The 21,899-nt window shown below is 60.1% G+C and carries 22 protein-coding genes and 1 tRNA gene; 16 read left to right on the top strand and 7 right to left on the bottom strand.

Going from position 1 to position 21,899, the window contains the following annotated elements; genetic code table 11:
* Nucleotides 1-55: 55 nt before the first annotated feature.
* From ACFQJC_RS09185 to ACFQJC_RS09170, 4 genes are all read left to right on the top strand, one after another.
* Nucleotides 56-181, top strand: coding sequence for a hypothetical protein (locus ACFQJC_RS09185; RefSeq protein ID WP_390223027.1), 126 nt, complete (start codon nucleotides 56-58; stop codon nucleotides 179-181).
* 114 nt (nucleotides 182-295) lie between these two features.
* Entirely contained in the window at nucleotides 296-1,270 is a 975-nt protein-coding gene (gene mvaD, locus ACFQJC_RS09180; protein WP_390223026.1) for a phosphomevalonate decarboxylase MvaD, read from the top strand.
* Nucleotides 1,271-1,331: 61 nt separating this feature from the next.
* The gene (locus ACFQJC_RS09175; protein ID WP_390223025.1) at nucleotides 1,332-2,465 is read left to right on the top strand and encodes an NAD(P)/FAD-dependent oxidoreductase; all 1,134 of its coding nucleotides are present in this window, start codon (nucleotides 1,332-1,334) and stop codon (nucleotides 2,463-2,465) included.
* A 201-nt stretch (nucleotides 2,466-2,666) separates the two neighbouring features.
* Nucleotides 2,667-4,409 (top strand): sensor histidine kinase, encoded by a 1,743-nt coding sequence (locus ACFQJC_RS09170; RefSeq protein WP_390223024.1) that lies wholly within the window; start codon nucleotides 2,667-2,669, stop codon nucleotides 4,407-4,409.
* Between the two features lie 22 nt (nucleotides 4,410-4,431).
* On the opposite strand, the gene ACFQJC_RS09165 is transcribed toward ACFQJC_RS09170, so the two are convergent.
* On the bottom strand, nucleotides 4,432-5,079 hold the full coding sequence (locus ACFQJC_RS09165; RefSeq protein ID WP_390223023.1) for an SOUL family heme-binding protein: 648 nt from the start codon (nucleotides 5,077-5,079) through the stop codon (nucleotides 4,432-4,434).
* 161 nt (nucleotides 5,080-5,240) lie between these two features.
* On the opposite strand from ACFQJC_RS09165, the gene ACFQJC_RS09160 reads away from it, so the two are divergent.
* The 7 genes from ACFQJC_RS09160 (at nucleotide 5,241) to ACFQJC_RS09130 (ending at nucleotide 10,661) form a co-directional block, all read left to right on the top strand.
* Nucleotides 5,241-6,395 carry an acyl-CoA dehydrogenase family protein gene (locus ACFQJC_RS09160; protein ID WP_390223022.1) on the top strand — a complete coding sequence of 385 codons (1,155 nt, stop codon included), beginning with the start codon at nucleotides 5,241-5,243 and terminating at the stop codon, nucleotides 6,393-6,395.
* 58 nt (nucleotides 6,396-6,453) lie between these two features.
* A complete protein-coding gene (locus tag ACFQJC_RS09155) occupies nucleotides 6,454-6,582 on the top strand; it encodes a hypothetical protein (RefSeq protein WP_390223021.1) in 129 nt (42 codons plus the stop codon).
* Between the two features lie 65 nt (nucleotides 6,583-6,647).
* Nucleotides 6,648-7,334: an HAD family hydrolase gene (locus ACFQJC_RS09150; RefSeq protein ID WP_390223020.1), complete on the top strand. Its 687-nt coding sequence runs from the start codon at nucleotides 6,648-6,650 to the stop codon at nucleotides 7,332-7,334.
* Nucleotides 7,335-7,395: 61 nt separating this feature from the next.
* The gene (locus ACFQJC_RS09145; RefSeq protein WP_390223019.1) at nucleotides 7,396-8,346 is read left to right on the top strand and encodes a phosphotransferase family protein; all 951 of its coding nucleotides are present in this window, start codon (nucleotides 7,396-7,398) and stop codon (nucleotides 8,344-8,346) included.
* 159 nt (nucleotides 8,347-8,505) lie between these two features.
* Entirely contained in the window at nucleotides 8,506-10,020 is a 1,515-nt protein-coding gene (locus ACFQJC_RS09140) for a molybdopterin-dependent oxidoreductase (RefSeq protein WP_390223018.1), read from the top strand.
* A 66-nt stretch (nucleotides 10,021-10,086) separates the two neighbouring features.
* A complete protein-coding gene (locus ACFQJC_RS09135) occupies nucleotides 10,087-10,362 on the top strand; it encodes a winged helix-turn-helix domain-containing protein (protein ID WP_390223017.1) in 276 nt (91 codons plus the stop codon).
* Nucleotides 10,363-10,364: 2 nt separating this feature from the next.
* Nucleotides 10,365-10,661 carry a DUF8036 family membrane protein gene (locus tag ACFQJC_RS09130; protein ID WP_390223016.1) on the top strand — a complete coding sequence of 99 codons (297 nt, stop codon included), beginning with the start codon at nucleotides 10,365-10,367 and terminating at the stop codon, nucleotides 10,659-10,661.
* Nucleotides 10,662-10,918: 257 nt separating this feature from the next.
* Here ACFQJC_RS09130 and ACFQJC_RS09125 read toward each other — a convergent pair whose 3' ends face one another.
* A complete protein-coding gene (locus tag ACFQJC_RS09125) occupies nucleotides 10,919-11,260 on the bottom strand; it encodes an ArsR family transcriptional regulator (RefSeq protein ID WP_390223015.1) in 342 nt (113 codons plus the stop codon).
* Between the two features lie 399 nt (nucleotides 11,261-11,659).
* Nucleotides 11,660-14,998: a bacterio-opsin activator domain-containing protein gene (locus ACFQJC_RS09120; RefSeq protein ID WP_390223014.1), complete on the bottom strand. Its 3,339-nt coding sequence runs from the start codon at nucleotides 14,996-14,998 to the stop codon at nucleotides 11,660-11,662.
* 351 nt (nucleotides 14,999-15,349) lie between these two features.
* Here ACFQJC_RS09120 and ACFQJC_RS09115 point away from each other — a divergent pair, with 351 nt between their 5' ends.
* Both ACFQJC_RS09115 and ACFQJC_RS09110 read left to right on the top strand, forming a co-directional pair.
* Nucleotides 15,350-17,035: a histidine kinase N-terminal 7TM domain-containing protein gene (locus ACFQJC_RS09115; RefSeq protein WP_390223013.1), complete on the top strand. Its 1,686-nt coding sequence runs from the start codon at nucleotides 15,350-15,352 to the stop codon at nucleotides 17,033-17,035.
* Between the two features lie 79 nt (nucleotides 17,036-17,114).
* Nucleotides 17,115-17,363 carry a helix-turn-helix domain-containing protein gene (locus tag ACFQJC_RS09110; RefSeq protein WP_390225574.1) on the top strand — a complete coding sequence of 83 codons (249 nt, stop codon included), beginning with the start codon at nucleotides 17,115-17,117 and terminating at the stop codon, nucleotides 17,361-17,363.
* A gap of 71 nt (nucleotides 17,364-17,434) precedes the next feature.
* Here the strand turns inward: ACFQJC_RS09110 and ACFQJC_RS09105 are convergent, their stop codons facing one another.
* The 4 genes from ACFQJC_RS09105 to ACFQJC_RS09090 form a co-directional block, all read right to left on the bottom strand.
* Entirely contained in the window at nucleotides 17,435-18,079 is a 645-nt protein-coding gene (locus ACFQJC_RS09105) for a hypothetical protein (RefSeq protein ID WP_390223012.1), read from the bottom strand.
* Nucleotides 18,076-19,029, bottom strand: coding sequence for an AAA family ATPase (locus ACFQJC_RS09100; RefSeq protein ID WP_390223011.1), 954 nt, complete (start codon nucleotides 19,027-19,029; stop codon nucleotides 18,076-18,078). Before ACFQJC_RS09100 ends, ACFQJC_RS09105 begins: the two co-directional genes overlap by 4 nt.
* Before the next feature lie 87 nt (nucleotides 19,030-19,116).
* Complete coding sequence (locus tag ACFQJC_RS09095) at nucleotides 19,117-19,488, bottom strand: hypothetical protein (protein WP_390223010.1); 372 nt, start codon at nucleotides 19,486-19,488, stop codon at nucleotides 19,117-19,119.
* A 113-nt stretch (nucleotides 19,489-19,601) separates the two neighbouring features.
* Nucleotides 19,602-19,676, bottom strand: a tRNA-Arg gene (locus ACFQJC_RS09090).
* A gap of 94 nt (nucleotides 19,677-19,770) precedes the next feature.
* On the opposite strand from ACFQJC_RS09090, the gene ACFQJC_RS09085 reads away from it, so the two are divergent.
* The 3 genes from ACFQJC_RS09085 to ACFQJC_RS09075 all read left to right on the top strand — a co-directional run bounded on the left by ACFQJC_RS09085 (nucleotide 19,771) and on the right by ACFQJC_RS09075 (nucleotide 21,897).
* Nucleotides 19,771-20,625: a geranylgeranylglycerol-phosphate geranylgeranyltransferase gene (locus ACFQJC_RS09085; protein ID WP_390223009.1), complete on the top strand. Its 855-nt coding sequence runs from the start codon at nucleotides 19,771-19,773 to the stop codon at nucleotides 20,623-20,625.
* Nucleotides 20,626-20,775: 150 nt separating this feature from the next.
* Nucleotides 20,776-21,387 carry an RAD55 family ATPase gene (locus tag ACFQJC_RS09080; protein ID WP_390223008.1) on the top strand — a complete coding sequence of 204 codons (612 nt, stop codon included), beginning with the start codon at nucleotides 20,776-20,778 and terminating at the stop codon, nucleotides 21,385-21,387.
* Between the two features lie 93 nt (nucleotides 21,388-21,480).
* Nucleotides 21,481-21,897 carry a CoA-binding protein gene (locus ACFQJC_RS09075; protein WP_390223007.1) on the top strand — a complete coding sequence of 139 codons (417 nt, stop codon included), beginning with the start codon at nucleotides 21,481-21,483 and terminating at the stop codon, nucleotides 21,895-21,897.
* Nucleotides 21,898-21,899 lie beyond the last annotated feature (2 nt).

The following is a 21,899-nucleotide window of genomic DNA, read 5'->3' as shown; positions in this document are numbered from 1 at the left end:
TCGTAATATAATATCCGCGAAACGCTTATTGCTGGCCATGTCACCTCTTGTCACAATGAGCGAGACAAACCGAAACCGACCGAAACAGACGATGCGAGACGTGAGCCACACACCGCCGTCCGGCGAAAGCGTGACGAACGTCTGGCAGCGCGGCCACGCAGAAGAGCGAGCAGAAGACTAACACACGACACACAGCGAGCACTTCTCTCCGGAACTCACGAGCACCAGATGCTTCGCGCATCGAGTTCCGTGACCTATCGGGACGTTTAACCCACAGTCTGACGGCTTTTCGTCTATGAAGGCCACCGCCAAGGCCCACCCGATTCAGGGCCTCGTGAAGTATCACGGGATGCGAGACTCGGAACGCAGAATGCCGTATCACGACAGCATCAGCGTCTGTACGGCCCCGAGTCACACGAAGACGACGGTCGAGTTCCTCCCCGACGCCGAGGAAGACGTGTACGTCATCGGCGGCGAGGAAGTCGAGGGTCGCGGCGCAGAGCGCATCTGCGACGTCGTGGACCGAGTCCGCGAACTCGCTGGCTTCGACCACCGAGTCCGATTAGAGAGCGAGAACTCCTTCCCCTCGAACATCGGGTTCGGGTCGTCTGCGTCCGGTTTCGCCGCCGCCGCGATGGCGCTCGCCGAGGCCGCCGGTCTCGACATGACGCGCCCAGAAATCTCGACTATCGCCCGCCGCGGGTCGGCCTCCGCCGCCCGCGCGGTCACGGGTGCGGTCTCGCACCTCTACTCGGGGATGAACGACATCGACTGCCGCTCCGAGCGCATCGAGACCGACCTCGAAGACGACCTGCGCATCGTCGCCGCGCACGTCCCCGCCTACAAGGAGACCGAACAGGCACACGCCGAGGCAGAGGACAGTCACATGTTCCAAGCGCGGATGGCCCACGTCATCCCCCAAATCGACGACATGCGCGAGGCGCTCTACGAAGACGACTTCGACGCCGCGTTCGAACTCGCCGAGCACGACTCGCTCTCGCTCGCCGCGACGACGATGACCGGTCCCGCCGGCTGGGTCTACTGGCAACCGCGCACTATCGAGGTGTTCAACACGGTTCGCCAACTCCGCAAAGAGGAAGATATCCCCGTCTACTTCTCGACCGACACGGGCGCGAGCGTCTACGTCAACACGACCGAGGAACACGTCGAACGCGTCGAGGAAGCCATCGCCGACTGCGGTGTCGAAACCGACGTGTGGACCGTCGGCGGACCCGCAGAAGTCCTCGACGAGTCCGAAGCGCTGTTCTAAGTCGCCGTCACCCGCTTCCAACGCCGTCACCCTCTTTTTCTTCGCGCTCCTGGCAACGAGTATGCGTGTCCTCGTACTCGGCGCTGGTTATGCAGGCGTCACACTCGCCCGTGACCTCGAACGCTCGCTTCCCGACAGCGCCGACCTCATCGTGGTCAACGACGCGCCGACCCACCTCGTCCAACACGAGGTTCACCGCGCGATTCGACACCCCACTATCGCCGACGCGATTTCCCTCCCCTTGGACGACCTCTTCGACCGCGCGGAGGTCGTCATCGACCGCGTGACGGGTCTCGACCGGGATGCCCGACGGGTGCATCTCGCCGACGGTGACTCGCTCCGCTACGACTACTGTGCGGTCTGTCTCGGCGGCGAAACCAACTACTTCGGGATTCCCGGCGTCGAGGAACACGCCCTCCCGCTCAAACGCCTCGCCGACGCTGCCGCCATCCGCGAGCGTTTCTTCGAAGCCTGCACTCACGGCGGAACGGTCGTCATCGGCGGTGCCGGACTCTCGGGTGTCCAAATCGCCGGCGAACTCGCCGCGCTCCGCGACGAGGAGGACGCGGCGACGGATATCGTCGTTCTCGAACAGTTAGGCACGGTCGCCCCGGCGTTCGCCCCGGCGTTCCAGCGCGCCGTCCGCGACGAGTTACTCGACTGCGGCGTCGAGATTCGAACCGAGACCACCGTCGAACGTGCCACGGAATCCACGGTCGAGACGGATACCGGCGATATCGACTACGACATGCTCATCTGGGCGGGCGGAATCGGCGGTAGCGAGGCGATGGCTAACGAGCGACCGCCAGTCCGTGCAGACCTCAGACTCGACGCGCGAACCTTCGTCGTCGGCGATGCGGCCCGCGCTGTCGATGCCGACGGCGAACCCGTGCCAGCGAGCGCGTCGGCCGCGATTCGAGAGGCGAAGGTCGTGGCGAAGAACATCGCGGACCAAGTTCGATACGCACAGCACGACGAACACGGCGACTTCCCACCGCGACCCGACCCGTACCGCTTCGACGTTCCCGGTTGGATCGTCTCTATCGGCGACAGCGCCGTCGCGCAGGTCGGCCCGCAAATCTTCCGCGGAAGCGCCGCGAAGGCGATGAAAGCGACCGTCGGCGCGGGCTATCTGACGACCGTCGGTGCGGTGTCGCAAGCGGTCACGCTCGTCGAAGAAGAGCTTCACGAGTAACTCGCTGTCCTCCGCCGTCGTGTTCAGCGAACGACCCACCCGTCCGTGACCACTTCCAGTTTCGCTCGTTCACTCTCTCCGTCACGACGAGTCGATGACTGTCTTTATTTGGTATGATATCGTCCGTTGTACTATCTGACCGTTCGCGGGGAATTCAACTCACATCCAATTGTGTGTTGGTGAGGTCGGGTTGTGAGAAACATGCAGTGGCAGGATACCGCCTACGCTTATCCGATGGTCTTCGCAGCAGTGACGAGTGCGTTTCTCACTGCGTATGCAGTCTCGTTTAGTCGGCAAAAGCGTGGGAACTCGATTCTCGTCCCGTTCACGGCGCTCGCCGCTAGCGTCACCGTCTGGACCACCGTGAGCGTGGTCAAACTTCTACTCGTTGACCCGACTTCGAAGCTGACCGCGTACATCGCCCTCCACGTCGGCGCGGCGGCCGCTCCACCGGCGTTTCTGTTGTTCGCGCTCGCCTACACGGACAGACACGAGTGGGTCACTCGTCGGACGGCCGCGCTGTTGTACGTCGTTCCCCTGCTGTTCGTCCTCGCGCTCGTGTTCAACCCGAATCAGCTCGGGTACACCGGCTACGAAGTGTTCGTGGATGATGGCGTTCACTTCCTCCGCGTCCACGACGGCCCGGTGAGCATCTTCGGACTCGGCTACAACATCGTCGTCCTACTGCTCGCACTCGGCGTCATCGCACACTACGCACTGCGAGTCTCCAAACCGGTCCGGCCGCAGGCGTACCTCCTCCTCGGCGGCATGGTCGTCCCGCTCCTCGTCGCCGCCTTCGAGTTGACACACACGCCGCCGCTGGCCGGTGGCGTGAACATGATTCCCGTCTCGCTGGCGATTCCGGCGGCCGCCTTCGGTGTCGGCGTGTTTCGCTACAGACTCCTCGACTTGCGTCCGCTCGCCTACGCGATGGCGGGAGAGCACTCCGCGGACGGTCTCATCGTCCTCGATACCGCCGAGACGGTCGTACACGTCACCGACACCGTCTCGACGTTGCTCGATACGAGCGACCCGTACGTGGGGATGGACGCCGCGTCCTGCGTTCCACTGTACGACCAACTCGAACCGGAGGGCGACCCAATCGACCTTCCGGTTCCGAACGCTGGCGACCGCTTCGTCGAACTCAAACGCCACACGCTCACCCGGGCGGGTACACCGGTCGGGTGGGTGGTTACGGTTCGGGACGTGACCCACCGAAAGCAGTACGAACTGTCGTTGCAGGCGCGCAACGCCGAACTGGAAGTGTTCAATCGAATCGTCCGCCACGACATCCGAAACGACATGCAGTTGGTCACGTCGTACATCGACCTCGTCCTCGAACACGAACCGCTCTCCGAGACCGGGCGTGGACAACTCAACACGGCGTTCCGTCGGGCGATGCACACCGTCGAGTTGACCGACGTGCTCGGTGATTTGATGCGTGCGACCGACGATGCAGACCGGGTTCGACACGTCAACGTCGCGGACATCCTCACCGCCGCCGTCGAGGCCATCCGCGAAGGCTATCCGAACGCGACGGTATCACTCTCGTCGTGTCCGCGAGCGACGGTCATAGCGAACGACCTTCTCGATTCGGTCTTCGAGAATCTCCTGAAGAACGCCGTCGTCCACAACGACACCGAAAACCCGACTATCGACGTTTCGCTCTCGGTCACAGCGGACACCGCGACGGTCACAATCAGCGACGACGGGCCGGGCATCCCAGACGACAGAAAAGAACGAGTCTTCGGCGAGGGTGAACGCGGCATCGAAAGCCGCGGGACGGGTATCGGTCTCTACCTGGTCAAAACCATCGTCTCCAACTTCGAGGGCGACGTGTGGGTCGAAGATAACGACCCGCGCGGGTCAACGTTCGTCGTCGAACTGCCGCTCGTTCCGACCTCACAACGGCCGGACGTCGAAGTGTACGAACCCGAGTCCTGAGTCAGGTGCCACCGTGCTCGACTCAGTTCCCCGGTCGGCCGGCGGTCCGGCGCTGGACCTCGACTGCGACTTCGTTCGTCCGTAAGAACGGGAGCGTCCACGGCGAGTCGTACTGCAACAAGAACGGTTCGCCGACGATGGGGACGGACTCCTCGGCGAGCGTAGCGACGAGCGCGTCGGTCTGCGACTTCGTTCGGCGGTCGGTGGCGAGCCACGAGAACTGTCGAACCGCGAGCGTCCGCGCCGGGTGTTCGGCGAGTTCGACCGCCGGGTCGGTCGGCCGCGGGGCGCTCTCGTAGTCGTACTCCGCGGGCAGGAAGAACGCCATCTGCATGCCCTCGTCACCCGGTTCGGTTGCGACGGGCGCGGTCATGGGAATCTTCGCACTCGACTGGTCGGTCTGGACCGGCGCGGTCATCGAAACCTTCTGTCGGGTTCGATTCGCACCGGAGAGATAGTTGAACAGACGCCGGAACGCGGCGTTCGAGTTCCGCGCGCTCGTCTCGACGGTGACTGTCGTCGGGTAGTGGCGGAGTTCTACACCGCGGAACTCTTCGACCACGGTGTAGGGGACCTGTTCGACGTCGTCGGACCCGAACGTACGGGTGACAAGGATGCCTGCGACTGCGAGACCGACGGCTGAGAGGGCGAGTACTGTACGACGCTTCATGGCACACGTAGGGTCGGGAGCGACAAGACCGATTTGGCAGGAAATCGTGAAGGAACGACGCGAGCAGTCGGACCACAAGCCTGTCGTCTGATCCGTTTCCACTCCTCGCACGTTGTTCTCAGTGTGACAAGCAATATGAGGCACGTTTGCAACTAACAATCATGGACTACAACCTCACCGACGAACAACGGGCCATCAAAGAGGAGGTCCGTCGATTCGCCGAGAACGAAATCGCCCCCGTCGCAAGCGAGTACGACGAGGAAGAGAAGTACCCCCACGACATCGTCAAAGAGGCCGCCAAGATGGGGTTGACGGGCGCACACTTCCCCGTCGAATACGGTGGCGTCGGCTACTCTTCGCTCGAAAACGCACTCGTCACCGAGGAACTGTTCGCGGTGGACCCCGGTATCGGTCTCTGCATCACGAGCGCGGGGTTCGGCGCGGAGGCCATCATCGCCTTCGGCACCGACGAGCAGAAAGAGCGCTACCTCCCGCCAATCGTCGAGGGCGAGTCCGTCATGGGCGCGGCCATCAGCGAACCGCAGGCCGGGTCCGACGTGACTGGCGTCCGAACCCGCGCCGAGAAAGACGGCGACGAGTGGGTGCTCAACGGGAACAAGATGTGGATTACCAACGGGAGCGTCGGCGACTACTTCGTCGTCATGTGCCAGACCGACCCGGACGCGGAGGACCGCTACTCCGGCTTCTCGCAGATTCTCGTCGAGGCCGACCGAGACGGCTTCTCGGCCGACAAAATCACCGGGAAGATGGGCATCCGCGCCAGCGACACCGCCGAACTCATCCTCGACGACGTGCGCGTACCCGAGGAGAACCTCGTCGGCACCCGCGGCATGGGCTTTCTCCAACTCATGCAGTTCTTCGACGAGACGCGGACGGCCGTCGCCGCCCAAGGCGTCGGTATCGCCAAGGGTGCCTGCGAGCGCGCACTCGAATACGCCAAAGAGCGCGAGCAGTTCGGGCGGTCGATTAGCGACTTCCAGGCCATCCAGCACAAACTGAGCGAGATGCACACCCGGACCGAGGCGGCCCGCCAGTTGACGTATAAATCGGCGTGGAGCGTGGACAACGACGAAGACCAGTTGACGGCGCTCGCGTCGATGGCCAAAGAGTTCGCCTCCGACGTTGCGACGGACGTCGCCGACGAGGCGGTCCAGATTCACGGCGGCGCTGGCTTCGTCAACGACCACGACGTCGAGCGCCTCTACCGCGACTCGAAGATCACCCAAATCTACGAGGGAACGACGGAGATTCAAAAGACCATCATCGCCCGCGAACTGCTCGGCAAGGGCTACTGACGCCGAGTCCCGTCCTCTCGGGCGTGTCGTTAAGGCGTTCGAACGTCAAATTTCTACCATGAGTTCCACCGACGAACGCAGAGCCGATTTCACGTGCGACCTGTGTGGCGAACACTTCGATACGAAGGCCGAACTGCTGGAACACGTGTCGGTGTATCACGAGATAGACAGCGACGAGCGGGCGTAGGAGCGGTTCGAGCGGCACACTGCACCAACGGCGACCGTTTTATCCTCGCCATACCTAGTCCACTCGTGGCTTCGTACGACGCGGTGCTGTTCGACCTCGACGGGACGCTCTGTACGCACGACCAAGACGAGGAGACCATCTACTTCGGGGCGTTCGAAACCGCCGGAATCGAGGCGTTCGGCGAACCGGGTGACCTCTGGTCGGCGCTCGCGGGCGCGCCAGACCCGAACGACCCGAAGGGCTACCTCGTGAACGGGTTCGAGCGAGTCGCGGACAAGTACGGCTTCGAATCGGTCGATACCGCCGCGCTCGCAACAGGGTTCATGGAGACGGTGGACCACACGGCCGTCTCGTTTCGCTCGGGGGCGGTTGCCGCGCTCGAAGCCGCCGCAGTGGTCGGGCACGTCGGCCTCATTACGAACGGACCCGAGCACCGACAGTCGATTAAAATCGGCGCGCTCGGTCTCGAAGACGCATTCGACGTGGTCGTCTTCGCCGGCGACATGCCCAGACGGAAGCCGCACGCCGACCCGTTCGACCACGCGCTCGACGCGCTCTCGGTGCGGGCGGAGACGAGCCTCTACGTCGGGAACTCGCTCGAATTCGACGTAGAAGGCGCACAGAACGCCGGACTCAGCGCCGCGTGGTGTCCGGAAGAGCCAGCACACATCGACTCGATGGACGGCTACGCGCCAGAGTTCGTCTTCGAATCGCTCCACGAGTTGGCGGCCGCGCTTCACCCGAGCGACTGACGACTATTCTGCCGGGCTTTTTCCGCCGAGGCTATCTCCTTCGACTTCATACGAAACTGGCATGGACGAGCCTGCGGATGTCGTCGAGGATATTCTCGCCCGCGAGTTTCCGGCGCGAGAGGCGGCGTCGGTGACGCATCCCGCTCGCGGAAATCACAAACAGACCGCTATCGTGACGTTCGGCAACGACCACTCCGTGGTCGTCCAGCTCACTCCTGATACAGACGGTATTCGCGTCGAGACGGTACTCTCCGAGGCGATTCGGGAGCGGACCGGTGTGCCGGTGCCGGAAGTGTTTGCGACGGGAAGATTCGATGGACTGGGCTACGCGGTGGTCGAACACGCGACCGGTTCCGACCTCCACGAGCAGTTCGTCGAACTCGACCCACCGGCCCAGCGACACGTCGCGCACACGTTCGGTCGCTCGCTCGCCGAACTCCACGAGACGTTCTCGTTCGAGAGCTACGGCGAAATCGGTCTCGACTCGTCGCAGACCGACGCTGCGAGCATGCACGCGAACGGCGAAACCGAGTGGGGACCGTGGTTCAAGTCGTACGCCCGTGCCGGAATCGACGCGCTTCCGTCGGCGTTCGACGACGTGCGTCCCGAACTCACGGCCGCACTCGAAGAGTCTGTGCTCCCCGAGTCGCCGCCATCGACGCTCTTTCCGTGGGATTTCAGACCCGGAAACGCCCTCCTCGCGGACGGTGAGGTGTCTGCCATCCTCGACTGGGGCGCACCGCTCGCCGCCGCCCCCGGTCTCTCGGTCGCAAAGGCCGAACACCTCGTCGCCGACTGGTACGTCGCCGATGGGACACCGCTCCGAGCGGCGTTCAAATCGGGCTACGAGTCCGTCGGTTCGTACCCCGACATCCCGCCCGCCTACCGGCTCGCGGCGATTGCCCGGTCGGCCGTCGATTCGAGTGGCATCGTGACGCGGCCACGGTATCCCGAAGTCACGGGCGACGATGCCGTCGCCTTCCACGTCGAACGCTTCGAGTCGGTTCTCTGACGACTGCGGTTCGAACCAGTCCCGTACCCGACCGGAGTCCGAGCCGAATTCTAGAACGAATTGGGAGAGAGTTGCGAGAGAGTTCAGCCGAAGGTGTGAGCGATGTGGACCGAAGTTTGAAAAATCCATATCGACCCTCCTCGCTTCCTCTCTACTATCATGTCACACACCGCGATGCGGTGGCGAGATTCGGCCGGAATCCAGTCGCTCGTCGTCGCACTGTTCGCGGGGCTTGCGGGTCTCGCAGGCTCTTTCGCCGTCGCCTCGTTCACGCCGACGTTCGTCGCCGGTGCCATCGCGGGCTTCCTCGCTCGAACGCTCCCCGGCGAAATCATCACGTTCAGCATCCTCGTCCTCGGTGACCTCGGCGACCAGTTGAACACCCTCGTGGCACTTGGCCTGTCGGTCCTGCTCTTCGCCCTCGCGGCACTCGTCGGACTCGCGCTCGACAACTACGTCGAGTACCCCGTCGCGGGCGTCGTCACGGCCGCCCTCGTCGCGGTCATCTCCGTCGGAATCACCGGCGCGATAGAACCGTCGCTCGTCGCCGGGGCGGCCGCGGGAATCGTCGTCTTGGCCGCTGACTTCGTCGTCCGCGGCGGAGTCGGCAGCGATATCGCGTCGGCGACGGCCCAATCGCCCGACCGACGCCGCGTCCTCGCCGCGATTGCGAGCGCGGTTCCACTCGTGTTCGGCGGCTACCTGCTCGGGTCTCGTGGCACTGCACAGGCTGACTCGGGTGTTGACGATTCGACTGGCCCGTGGGTGAGTTCGGAGGTAGACGCGCTCCTCGCCGAAGCGGCCGAGAAGTCGTTCGCCGTGGCTGGACTCGAACCCCTCGTCAGCGACGACTTCTACCAGGTGGACATCAACTCGACGGACCCCGACCTCGACGCGAGCGAGTGGTCGCTCACCGTCACCGGCGACGTGGAACGCGAGGTCACCTACACCTACGAGGACATCGTCGGCCGCGAAGTCGAACACCAATTCGTCTCGCTGCGCTGTGTCGGCGAAGCGCTCAACGGCAAGAAGATGGACACGGCGCTCTGGACCGGCATTCCACTCATGGACCTCGTCGAACCCGCCGGCGTGGGTGAAAACTGCTGTGTGATGCTCCGCGCGGCAGACGACTTCTACGAGGAGTTCCCGCTTCCGGCGCTCGAAGACGGCTTCCTCGCGTTCGGGATGAACGGCGGGCCACTCCCCCGCGGTCACGGCTACCCGGCACGGGCCCTCATCCCCGGCCACTGGGGTGAAATCAACGTGAAGTGGCTCACCGAAATCGAAATCCTCGAACAGGAGATGGACGGCTACTGGGAGAAGCGCGGGTGGCACGGCACCGGCCCGGTCAACACCGTCGCCAAACTCCACGTCATCAACGACCTCGAAGGCGGCCGTAAAGAGGTCGCCGGGCACGCCTACGCCGGCACACGCGGCATCGAGCGCGTCGAAGTCTCGACCGACGGCGGGAGCACGTGGAACGACGCCGACCTCTCCGAGCCACTCCCCGGAACCGACGTGTGGCGGCAGTGGTCCTACACCTACACCGCCCCGCCCGAAGAGCACGAAGTCGTCGTCCGAGCGACCGATGGAACGGGTGAGTTGCAATCGCGCGAAGAGGCCTCGCCCTTCCCCAGCGGTCCGTCGGGTTGGGTGACCCGAACCGTGCGCTAACGACGAGGGTGAACTGACGATGACTACGTATTTAGGACTCCTCTCAGAACGGAGAGACGAACCTCGATGGAGAAGGCGCTCTGGTATCTCTTGGCCGGAACGCGCGGCGGTACGACCCGAGCGAAGCTCATCCGCTCGCTCTCTGAGCGCCCCCGCAACGCCAACCAGCTCTCGGAGAGCCTCGACATCGACTACAACACCGTCCGGTACCACCTCGACTTGCTCGTCGAACACGACATCGTCGAGAAGGGCGAAGAGAGCTACGGGACGATGTACTTCCTCACGGACCGCTTCGAACAGCACCGCGACCAGTTCGAGACGATATTGAAGAAGATAGAATGACCATGGCAATGAGCCCACTCCTCACGATTGCGACCGTCCTCTCCGGCATCAGCATCCTGCTCTTGGCCGTCCTGACGGCCGTCTGGATACGCAACTACCGGACGTTCGAATCGACGCTGACCCTCGGTTTGATCGCCTTCGGCGTGACGCTCTTGGTAGAGAACCTGCTCGCAATCTTCTTCTTCTTCAGTACGGAGATGCTCTACGCGGGGACGCCGGTGGTCCAACAGGCTATCTTAGGGTTGCGGGCGTTGCAAGTCGTTGCGATTGGCTTTCTGACCTACGTGACGTTGAAGTAGGAATTGGTGGGGGCGTTTTGTCGCGTTGATAGCGCTTTATCGCGTTTCAGCCTCAGTAGTTGACGCCGAATCGGTATCCTCGGCGGGTCTATACGTCTGCAGTGAGAGGATTCGAATCGAGAACTGTATCTGGTCAGCGGTATCTGGCAGACTCGGAAGAACGCGTCGGACTCGACGACATCGATGCCGCGTCGGTCGTCGGTCGAAAACTACTCGAACCGCTTACGGAAACCGCTTCGGGTGGTAATTCGGTCGTCTCAAATCCAATCGTCTGGCAACTCGTCGGCGTGGTCACGCATCAACTCGAGTAACGGTCGAATCTCTTCGAACCGCGGGCCTTTGCTTATCGAGTTGGCACGGCGATTCCATTCGACGAATCCGGCGGCATCTAGTTTTGGAAGGTGGACGTGAACCACCTGGAGTGTGAGTACGTCTACCTCGTTCTCGTCGTGCGGGCCATCGTTGGGGATGTGGGTGTCTCGGTCGCTCTGTGGATTGTGCTCCAGCAGTGCGACGAGTAGTCGGCGTCGAAATCGGTTCGAGAGGACATCCAGTAACGTGTCGAGTGATGGTCGTGGCTGTTGGCTCGTTCCAGTCATAGCTGGTCCCACTGTGGAGTGTTTGTGCGGTCTTCAGAACGTCTGGTGACGGATACACCACTATCAGTTGGTCTGAGGGCAGTTGCGAGTCCATCGCCTGCTCCCAATTTCATCCGTGCGTTGGCCCGACATTCTGACGTCCCACCTTCAGTATCGAAGGCCATACGTCCTAACCAACTCCCAAGGGCGAAAGAGTACTCTCGAACTATTTCTGTTCTCCGAACGAGTCGGTCGAACTATTGCGATACCAGCGGTGCTGGTCGGCTCCAAATCGAGTGACCTGTGCGGAGCGTACCGGCAAAGTGCTCGATTCGGGCCTGAAGTCGTGCCCGAACCGATCGGCGAGTAGTCCGAGAGTCGAAATAGTTAGAAAACGATGGTATCGATGAGTGACGCCCATCACGAGGGGTCGAACACGAACTCGCAGAGTCGCCGCTCTGCACCCCTGAGATGGTACGTGAACGTCGATTGGGAGATATCCAACGCGTCGGAGAGGTCCTTTCCGGTTCGAACGCGTGGCGATTCGAAAAATCCACTTCGGTACGACAGTTCGAGAATCTCTCGTTGCCGTGGAGTAAGGGTCCCCTCGACCGACGACCGGTACGTATCCGCAGTGCGGAGTGGTCGGGTGTGCGTTCGACGCGAGCGCACCTCCAGGTCGGGAACGACCCGTTGAAACCCCTCGACGACCGTTCGGACGTCTTCGGTCTGTAGAATATCGACGACGGCGGTCACCTCTCCCGCATCGATCGAAAGCATTTGCATCGTGACCGTCGAGGCGACGAACTGCGAGATGAGTGGGGGTGCGGAGAGTCGTACGTGGAACAGGGCACCGCCTTCGCGTTCGACGAGACATCGCAGACCATCGAGCGAGTGTAACTGCTCGCCCGCGGCGAGGAGCGTCGAACTATCGACTCCCGTCGCGGTGAAGAAGACTGTCACGTCACCGTCCGCGTTGGGAACCGCACCTTCGATATCGAAGGTACAGTCCAGTTCACGAGAGAGGCGACAGAACGGCGTGTCCGCTTTTCGAGAGCGGAGGGTGAGTTCGACGACGTTCGCCGACCCGCGCGTCTCTCTGGATTCGACGGCGCTGACCGCGTGGGCGACTGTTTGGCCGAGTTCCGCCAACACGTCTCGATTGCGTTCGTCCTGATATGGCTGGCCAAGGTACACCGTCAGAACGCCGTAGAGCGAGTTGTCGTACACGAGCGGGATACTAATACAGGAGCGAGCGCCGCGTTTGAGGGTTAGTTCGCGCCAGTTGACGCTTCGGGAATCGGTGGCGATGTCGGCGACGACTTGTAGTTCCCCCGTGCTGGCGGCGGCGGTGATGGGGTCCGAACGACGAGGGTCGTCGGACCCGAACTGTATCGCATCGAAGTAACTGCTGTCGATGCCGGCCCACTCTCGGGGCATGACAGACTTCGAGTGCGCGTCGTACTCGCCAATCCAGGCGAACTCGTACAGGTCGGAGGCCGCGAGTCGCTCGCAAACGGCTTCGTAAATCGCGTCGGTCGTCTCTGCGTTCACCAGTATCTGGTCTATCCCCCGAATGAGCGCGTTCAATCGGTCGAGGTTCGTGAGTTCGGCGTTGTTCTCGGCCAACTCCCGTTCGCCCTCTGCTCGGTCCCACGCCGACTCGATAGTGGCGGCGACCGTTCGGGCGAAGTCGGCCATCCGCTCGTCGCCCACCCACTCATCGACTACCGTCTGTCGTGTCGAACCGATACAGATGACACCGTGCCTTCCGACCGGTGCGAGAACGAGCGCCTTCAGTGACGAACCCGAGGGGCCGTCGAGCGGAACGTCGAGACCCGTTTGAATTCGCAACTCCTTGTCGATGAACGTCTGCCAGACGTGCTCTGGGAGTTCGTCCGGGAGAGTCACCGTACGCGCTTCGAAACCGTCGGCAACGTGACTCGCACACGCTTCGATTTCTCCGATATCTTGGTTGTAACACCAGAGCGCTGCATACTCTACGTCGAGGACGTGTTGTGTGAGTTCGGCGGCGCTCTCACTGATTGTGGTCGTATCGGCACCTATCAGCTCACGTGTCGCGGTGTTGAATCGTTGGAGCAGTTCGTAGGACTCTTTCAGTGCGACCTCTGCGTGCGCTCGCTCGACGGCCGCCCACGTGCGCTCTGCGGTCACCGCGACCATCTCGGCCTCGCTGTCTGTCCACGTGCGCGGGACGGACTGCGCAGCGACGAAGAACGCGACGAGACGACCCTCTTTGACGAGTGGGACTCCCAGATAGGCGCTCACGCCGACGTCTTGATATGCGGCTCTATCTTCGTCACGTATCCCTGGTGCGGTCGTGATGTCCTCGATTACCACGGAGTCGCCGCGCACGTACGCGTCGAGGAGGAACTCGCCGTAGTCTCTCATGTCGTACTCACCGACGAGCGAGGGTACCTGGTCGGTGTGGTAGTCGGAGTAGACTCGACACGTGTTCTCGTCTGCGTATACCTCGCCGTGGTGCGCGTGGTCGGCACCGATGTACTCTCCGAGCACACGGGCCGCCGTGGTTTGTACCTCGATGGGGTCGGCTAGCTGACGCAGTTGGTCGGACAGTTCGACGCGAAACGCGTTCAACTCCGCCTGTCTCTCGAGTGCCGCTTCGGCCGCTTTGCGCTCTGTGATGTCGAACGCCGCGCACGTGACGCCGGAAATCTCTCCAGAGTCGTCTCTGAGCGGTGCGACGGTGAGGTCGTAGGACACTTCCTCGCCCGTTTGGAGCACGTAGGTCACCTCTTCGCGGACGGTCTCACCGGTCTCTACGGCTCTTCGTTTCGGCTTCATTACCCTCTCCGCGGACGCTTGTGGGAGTAAGTCCTCGTCACGTTTTCCGAGCACCACCGACTCTTCGAACTCCGAGTGAGGGTGTTTAATCCAGGTGTACCGGTAGTCGGAGTCCATCTGCCAGACGGTGAGCGGCGAGTTCGTCACGGCGACGTCGAAGCGCTCTTTCTCGTCTTGGAGGTTCTGTTCCAGTCGCTCGCGCTTCGTGACCTCGACGGCGATGTTGAATATCCCGCCGACAGAACCGCCTGCCAGCGGAATCGGGTTGAAGCTGTAATCGAACCACGCGTCTCGAAGCTGGCCGTCGCGCTCCAACGGAAGTCTCTGTTCACGCTCGAAAACGGCACCCGAGCCGTTCAGTACGCCCTCCAGCGTCGGGCCGATGGTCTCCCAAATCTCTGGAAAGGTCTCTCTCGCCGGACGGCCGAGTGCCGTCGGATGTTTCTCGCCGATCAATTCGCGCCACGCGTCGTTGTAGAGGAGCGTCAGGTCTTCCCCCCAGTAGATTCCGATTGCCTCGCTCGCCCCCAGCATGATATCCACGGAAACGTGTAACTCCCGAGACCACTGGTCCATCGGCCCGAGCGAGGTGTTGGACCACTCGAACTCGTCGATTCGGCGAGCCATCTCGGAGTCCGGGCGACCCAACGAACGTACCTCGCCGCGAGACGGGTCGTCAGCAACGTCGGCCACGTCGCGCTCCTCAAATCGGGTCGTCGCACCGACCGGTCGCCACCATACGTGGTCGTCAGCGTCGATTGCTTTCGTGTGTAGCCTCCCCGTTTCGACGAGTGTGTCGAGTGTGACGTGTAGTTCCCGCGCGGTGCAATCGAACGCTGCGGCGACCTCGCTGGTCGTCCACGGCGTTCCCGGCGGGGCGAGTGTGTCGAACGCTTCGATGACGCCCGCTGCAGGTGGCGCAGAGGAACTCATGTGTGAGAACTGTTACCAGTGGGCAAAAGCGCTCCGTCGAACGTGGGGATAGAGACCCGAGCGTCCTGGTCTGTTCGAATTGACGTCTGCTATCGTGGGCTATCTGACTCGGCGGAGCGTCCTCCGGGTTCACACGTCGAGTAAGTCCTATGCCTTCTCGTCGATGCACCCGCGTTTAGACGAGATTGGGCAGGCGATTGGTGGGTAGGGGATGTAGAACCGGGAGCGGACAGGCTCTGGGTGATATGTGCCCTAAGACCCTCACGTCTCACGAGTCTCCATGGAATTGAGCTTGAACGTGTAAGTTTTGCACAATACATATTAGCACTACTGCGAGACAGGTAGTAGAATATGGCGTGGAGTCTCTCGATGGCGTCGATACTCGGCGTCGTTGCTTCACTCATTTCGGGCCTGGTCGCTCTCTACTCGCTACGTCACGGCGAAAAGCGGATGGCACTCCAGTTTGCGGCGTTGGAAGTCGCACTCGTCGCCTGGTCGATGGCGTACGCGATACAGCTTGGATACGGGACCCTCGCTGAACAGCTGTTCTGGCAGCAAATTACACTCGGCATCGCCGGGACCATTCCGACCGGCTTCCTCTTGTTCACCATCGCCTACTCTGGCCACGACATGTGGCTCTCACGAGAGCGGGTCGCGCTCCTCCTGACAGAACCAGTCGTCTGGTTTCTGCTGTGCATCAGTAACCCCATGCACGGACTCGTCTGGACGGGGACCGAGTTCACCCCTACGCTTCTCGCGTCCGTCACAGCCCTCGATTTCGGCATCGGATACGCTGTCCACATTTTGTATGCATATGCGATTGTCACCCTCGGCATCGTCCTCCTCGTCCAACACGCTACGGAAGTCGCACCAGCCTATCAGAAGCAGGTCGGACTACTCGTGGGGGGAGTTCTGCCACCGTTCATCAGCCACATCCTGTTCACGCTCGGTCGTAGCCCGATCCCAGCGCTCGATTTGACACCCTTCGCATTCGCCTTCACGGGCATCGTCTTCGGGCTCGCACTCTTCCAATTCGACCTGCTACAACTCACCCCAATCGCACGTGAACAAGCATTTCACGAAGCCGGGGACGGACTCCTCATCGTAAACAACGACGGAGAGATCATCGACGTGATGGGTGTCGCAGCTCAGGTTCTCACTCCGCCCCCTCGAATCGGTGCGCCGCTCGAAGAGACTGTTCTCGACGCTGACCTCGACGCACTCCACGAGTCGGAGATGACGGCGTCCCGTGACGGTGAACAGCGAGTGTACCAATTTCAGGTGTCATCGGTGACCGCCCATCACGGCCAACAGGTTGGCACGCTCGTCCTCATGCGGGACATCACCGGCTTGTACGTGTCTCGACAGCGACTCAGCGTGAGCAATCGCGTCCTCCGGCACAACCTTCGAAACGATATGAACGTCGTCCTCGGCTACGCGAGTGAACTCGAATCGAAACTCGACGACGAAGAGGCCAGACAGGCACGGATACTCCGCAAGAAAGTCGAGCACTTTCTCGAACTGGCGAACAAAGCAAAGCAAATCGAGAACGTCTACTCCGACACGTCGGAAAGTGGGATGTCTACCGACCTCGTCTCGCACCTCCGCGAAGTAGTCGGCGACCAGCAAGACACCCATCCTGGCGTCGAGTTCACCGTCGATAGTGCATTCGAGACGGTAGTCCGAGGTGTCGATTCGAATACGTTCCGACTCGCCTTTCAGAATATCCTCGACAACGCCATCAAACACAACGATTCGGACACCCCCCGGATAGCGGTCACGATAGAAGACCTCGAAACTGAGACCCTCGTCAAGGTCAGTGACAACGGCCCGGGAATACCCGAAATCGAGCGCAAAGCCGTCGGAGCAGAGATAGAGACAGCACTCAATCATAGCCAGGGGCTCGGTCTCTGGCTCACCTACTGGTGCGCGACGAGTTGGGGTGGTGACCTCCGATTCGAGTCAGGTGAAGACGGGACGACTGTCACGCTTGCGATTCCGAAAGATACCGATTCGATAGCCACTGTGCCGACATAGAGCAGCAACTCGTTCTGTGGTATGGTTCTATCTGTGCACTGTGTATGCAGACGACGGGAACTGAGATTTGGTTACTGGAGTGTTGTTCCTCGAAATTCTGTCGCCGAATTCCAACGAAGGGAACGACGAGCTAGTTCTGACTCCTGCACTCATTGCAGAGAACACCGACTACGCGAGAACGACGATTCGAGAGCACCTCGCAACACTGCTCGAACATGGGCTGGTCGGGTACCACGACGAGGCGCGAGCGATTTACCGACTTTCTGAGAAGGGTCGAGGTTACCTCGCCGGGGAGATCGGTGCGACTGAGTTGGAGAAAAGCGACTGAGCCAGCACCCACCACCCTACCCGTAAAGGGGGCAGGTGGATGGGTGGGTGGAACTGGGAAAAGAGAGACGACTATTCAAACGTTGTTAAAACACAATCTAGATTCGGGAATGATCGTTTGAGGTTATAGCGCGAGGCATCTTCAATGAGTGTTTTTTCTGTTCCACCAGAGAGAACCTGCATGACGTTTGATTTCAATTCTTTTCGGCTCTCAGCAGTGACCTCATTACCCCATTGGTGTTTGAGAAGGGCAGCAAGTCCGTCTTCCATACATTCAAACTGATCACCGATAATTGCAGATAGGACAGTCAATTCTTTTGAACCAACTTTCACAGAACTACTGAATGCAGCTTGTTCAAGACGACTAGTAGTATATTCTCCCCTTGTGGAGATTTCTTCAAGCTTATTGTTCAAATCCTCTTGAGGAGAGTTTTTCACGTGTTCACGGTCAGTTAAGAAAAGAAAGTGATGAAGACCATATTTCGCTTTGAATATCTTTAGAGCATTTAGTGCATCAAATCCTCGAGTTTGGTTGTTCGGGGTTTCCCGTTGCCTTCCAACGATACTCAAATTCCGGTCAGGTCGTTGTGGGAAGAACAAGTGTTGATTCTCATCGTAGTGCTCCGCTAAGTATCTAAGACGGCGGTATTCAGCCCTACCATCTCCTGTCAAGACGACCGCAGCGACGTCACCTGGGTGTTCCTTAACAACCTTCATAGTTCAAATTCATCAGAAAGAAATCTTGGATCCAAACCGGCATCATTCATCAAAATTTCAAGTTCACTCAAACTCAGTGTATTATGAGAGAGTACGTCTGTTTCCGATTTAGAAAATTGATGAACTGACCCGTCATCGGGCATGACATCTAACAACGCGGATAATACGTCAATACTATGAGTAGAAGCGATAACTTGCATATCCTTCTCATTTAGCCAGCGTAGAACCATTCGCATGAGACTTGGGTGAAGAGATGTAGATATGTCATCCCAAAGTAAGATCTTAGGTTCGTATGTCTCAATTGCCATGAAAATTGGAATCATCCTGGCGACACCGTTACCCAAGTCTTTAATTTTCACATAGTAGGGGTCTTCACCTGATGGCTTTTTACGAGCCTCCAGTGACTCAAGGTATATTTCTGTATATTCGTCACCTACACATTCACTTATCAGTTCGGCTGCCCTCACGTGACCACCCTCTCTCTCGATTCTTTGTCGGCTAGATTGAAGATCACTCAACATATTCTTAGATTCTTGATAGCTAGAGTGAAACAGCATAGTGAGCGCATCAGAATTATCAAAATCTAAGTTGGCATGTCTCAAGTCAGACGGCCGAATATTCCTTGAAGTGTTTAATTTTCCAATTTCAATCTTTCGAATTTGGGAATTCATTTCTGTTTTCCCCGGGAAGCCATTAATCTGGTAAGAAATGGACCCTTTTCCATCATATCTGTATGAGAGATTATTGTTTCCTCTCATGCTCTTTATACGGCTAAATCGATCTCTACCGGACACAGGGTCATTACCACCGAAAAGTAGGTAAATAGCTTCCATGAAGGATGATTTCCCTGCATTATTCCTACCCAATATGATTGAAAAGTCAGTCAAATCTAATGACGACTCCATCCGTTTTATTCCCCTAAATTCACGGATATTGATTGATTCAAGCATATGGTGATGTTAGAAAAGAGACGATATGTTTGTTTGGGTGGAAGTAGACGCTTAGTATCGTTGACTTCAATGAATGTCGTGTTTTTACTAATCAGTCGAACCAGAATTATTGAGCAGCTCATGGAACCCCTCCCAGTCCTCGAACTGCTCCTGGAACAGGTCACTGGGTAGGTTCCACGCCCACGGCGCTGCATCGTCCGGGTCGTACTTCTCCAATGTTGGTTCGAGGTTTACCAGCGAACCACCGAACAACTCCTCATCCGGCTTGTCTGAATCTGCGTCCCAGTCGCGGTAGAACGCCACTTCATCCTGTGCTTCTTTGAAGAACGAGAGCGTCGAGAGGCGTTTCTGTTCTGGGTGGACGTCTTTTCCAGTGTGGCAGACCACGCCGACCGACTCGACGCCAAGCTTCGAGAAGCGCTTAATCGCGGGTGTCCACTGCGAGGCGACTTCGCGCAAGAAGAATCGACTTGCAGGATTTGAACCTCGGTCGCAAATCTTCGATTTGCTCCCTGATTCAAATCCTTCGCGCCATGGATGATTCTCCGCTCACGTTGTTCGCGGAAGAATCATGGGCGCTGCAGGATTTGAACCCACGGCAACTTGGTCCGAAGCCAAGCACTCTGTCCAGACTGAGCTAAGCGCCCTACATCCATTCGTGCGCCGCGGTCATGTTTAAATGAATTGATTCGCCGCGGCACTCCGCGTCATTTATACACGGTGTAGTGAGAGTACAGGATAATGTCATTGGGCGAGCGCGTGCAGGGGATGGTGGAACTCACGCGGTTTGGGAACACCGTCGCAGCGGGTGTGCTCACGTTCACGGGGGCGTTCATCGCCGGCTTTTCGGCCGGTGACGCGCTCGCCGTCGTCGCGGCAGTGGTGGCAACAGTCTGTGCGACCGGTGCCGGCAACGCAATCAACGACTACTTCGACCGCGACATCGACGCCATCAACCGACCGGACCGACCCATTCCGCGAGGCGCGGTTACGGCACGCGAGGCGCTGTGGTTCAGTATCGCCCTCTTTCTCGGGGCGGTCGTCGCGGCGGTCACGCTCCCGGTGCTTGCGATTGCAATCGCCGTCGTGAACCTCCTCGCGCTCGTCGCCTACACGCAGTTGTTCAAAGGCTTACCGGGCGTCGGAAACGTCGTCGTCGGCTATCTCACGGGCTCGACGTTCCTGTTCGGTGGCGCGGCGGTCGGCGACCCGTTGGGGTCGCTCGTACTCGCCGTGCTCGCGGGGCTGGCGACGCTCACCCGCGAAATCATCAAAGACGTGGAGGATATCGCCGGGGACGAGGAGGAGGGGTTGCGGACGCTCCCGATCGTGGTCGGGGAACGGCCGGCGCTCTGGGTCGGCGCTGTCGTCCTCGCGGTCGCAATCGTGGCGAGCGCGATTCCGTACGTCAACGGCGACTTCGGCCTCGCGTACCTCGGATTGGTGCTTCCAGCCGATGCGATAATGGTTGGTGCGTCCGTTCAGTCCTTTAGCGACCCGAGCGCCGGTCAGCGCCGAATCAAATACGGGATGTACCTCGCGGCCGTGGCGTTCATTGCGGGGCGGGGTGCATCCATAGTCGGAATCACTGGATGAATCAAACGGACCCGTGGAAGAGACAGATGCGCTCCAATCAAAAAGAATATTACCAGTTCACGAAATGGTCGTACTATCTGATGGCTCCCGGAGAGCGGACGCATCATGCAGCAACTCGCCTCGGAACCGAGACGAAACCGGGGTACACGCATGTATAAGCTCGGTGCTGGCCTCGACAGAGAGGTCGAAGCAGGGACGAATCTACTCATTAGCGGACCACCGCTGACCGGCAAACGCTCGCTCGCGCTCGACATCCTCGCCGAAGGGACCGAAGCGGGTGAGGGCGTTATCATCGTCACGACCAAGGACGGTGGCGAGCGGGTTCTCAAAGATTATGCGAAGCGCGTGAGCTACGACGACAAACCGGTCGCAATCGTCGATTGCGTCACCCGACAGCAGGGCGTCGGAGACGTACGCGACGACGACCGAATCAAGTACGCCTCCTCGCCGGTGGACATGACGGGCATCGGTATCAAACTCTCTGAGGTCCTCCAGCAGTACTACCAGGAGCGCGGACTCACCCAGAATCGGGTCATGCTCCACTCGCTCTCGACCCTCTTGATGTACGCCGACCTCCAGACGGTGTTCCGCTTCCTCCACGTCTTCACCGGACGCATCCAGAGTGTCGGCGGTCTCGGTCTGTTCGCCATCGACTCCTCGGCGCACGACGACCGGACGATGAACACCATCAAGCAGTTGTTCGACGGTATCATCACCACCTCGGAAGACGGCGAACCGAGTGTCCGGCTCGCCAGCGACTGATACGTTCTCGACGCAGGCCACCGCCCCGTTCGAGCGTGCACGCTCGCTGCACGCCCAACTGAGGTTTATACATCGAGACGCCGAAATTCGCATATGGCTACAACCACCGAAGCGGTGAGCGCGCTCCTCGACGTCGAGACCATCGCCGTCGTCGGGTGTTCGTCGTCTCCCGGGAAGCCTGCCCACGACGTGCCGGCGTATCTCCAACGCAACGGCTATCGAATCGTTCCCGTCAATCCCTTTAGCGACGAGATTCTCGGCGAGAAGGCGTACGATAGCCTCGCCGACGTGGAAGAAGAAATCGACCTCGTGAACGTGTTCAGGCCGTCGGAAGAGGCGGGTGGTGTCGTCGATGCAGCCATCGAACGCGCCCAGTCACGCGGCGACGTACGGGGCGTCTGGCTGCAACTCGGAATCTCGGACGACGACGCCGCCGCCCGCGCCGAAGAGGCGGGGCTGGCGTTCGTACAGGACCGCTGCATGAAAGTCGAGCACGCCCGAGTGCGGTAATC

Source organism: Haloferax namakaokahaiae, assembly GCF_042663225.1.
GTDB lineage: Archaea > Halobacteriota > Halobacteria > Halobacteriales > Haloferacaceae > Haloferax > Haloferax namakaokahaiae.
This window is presented reverse-complemented; position numbering and strand designations above follow the sequence as displayed.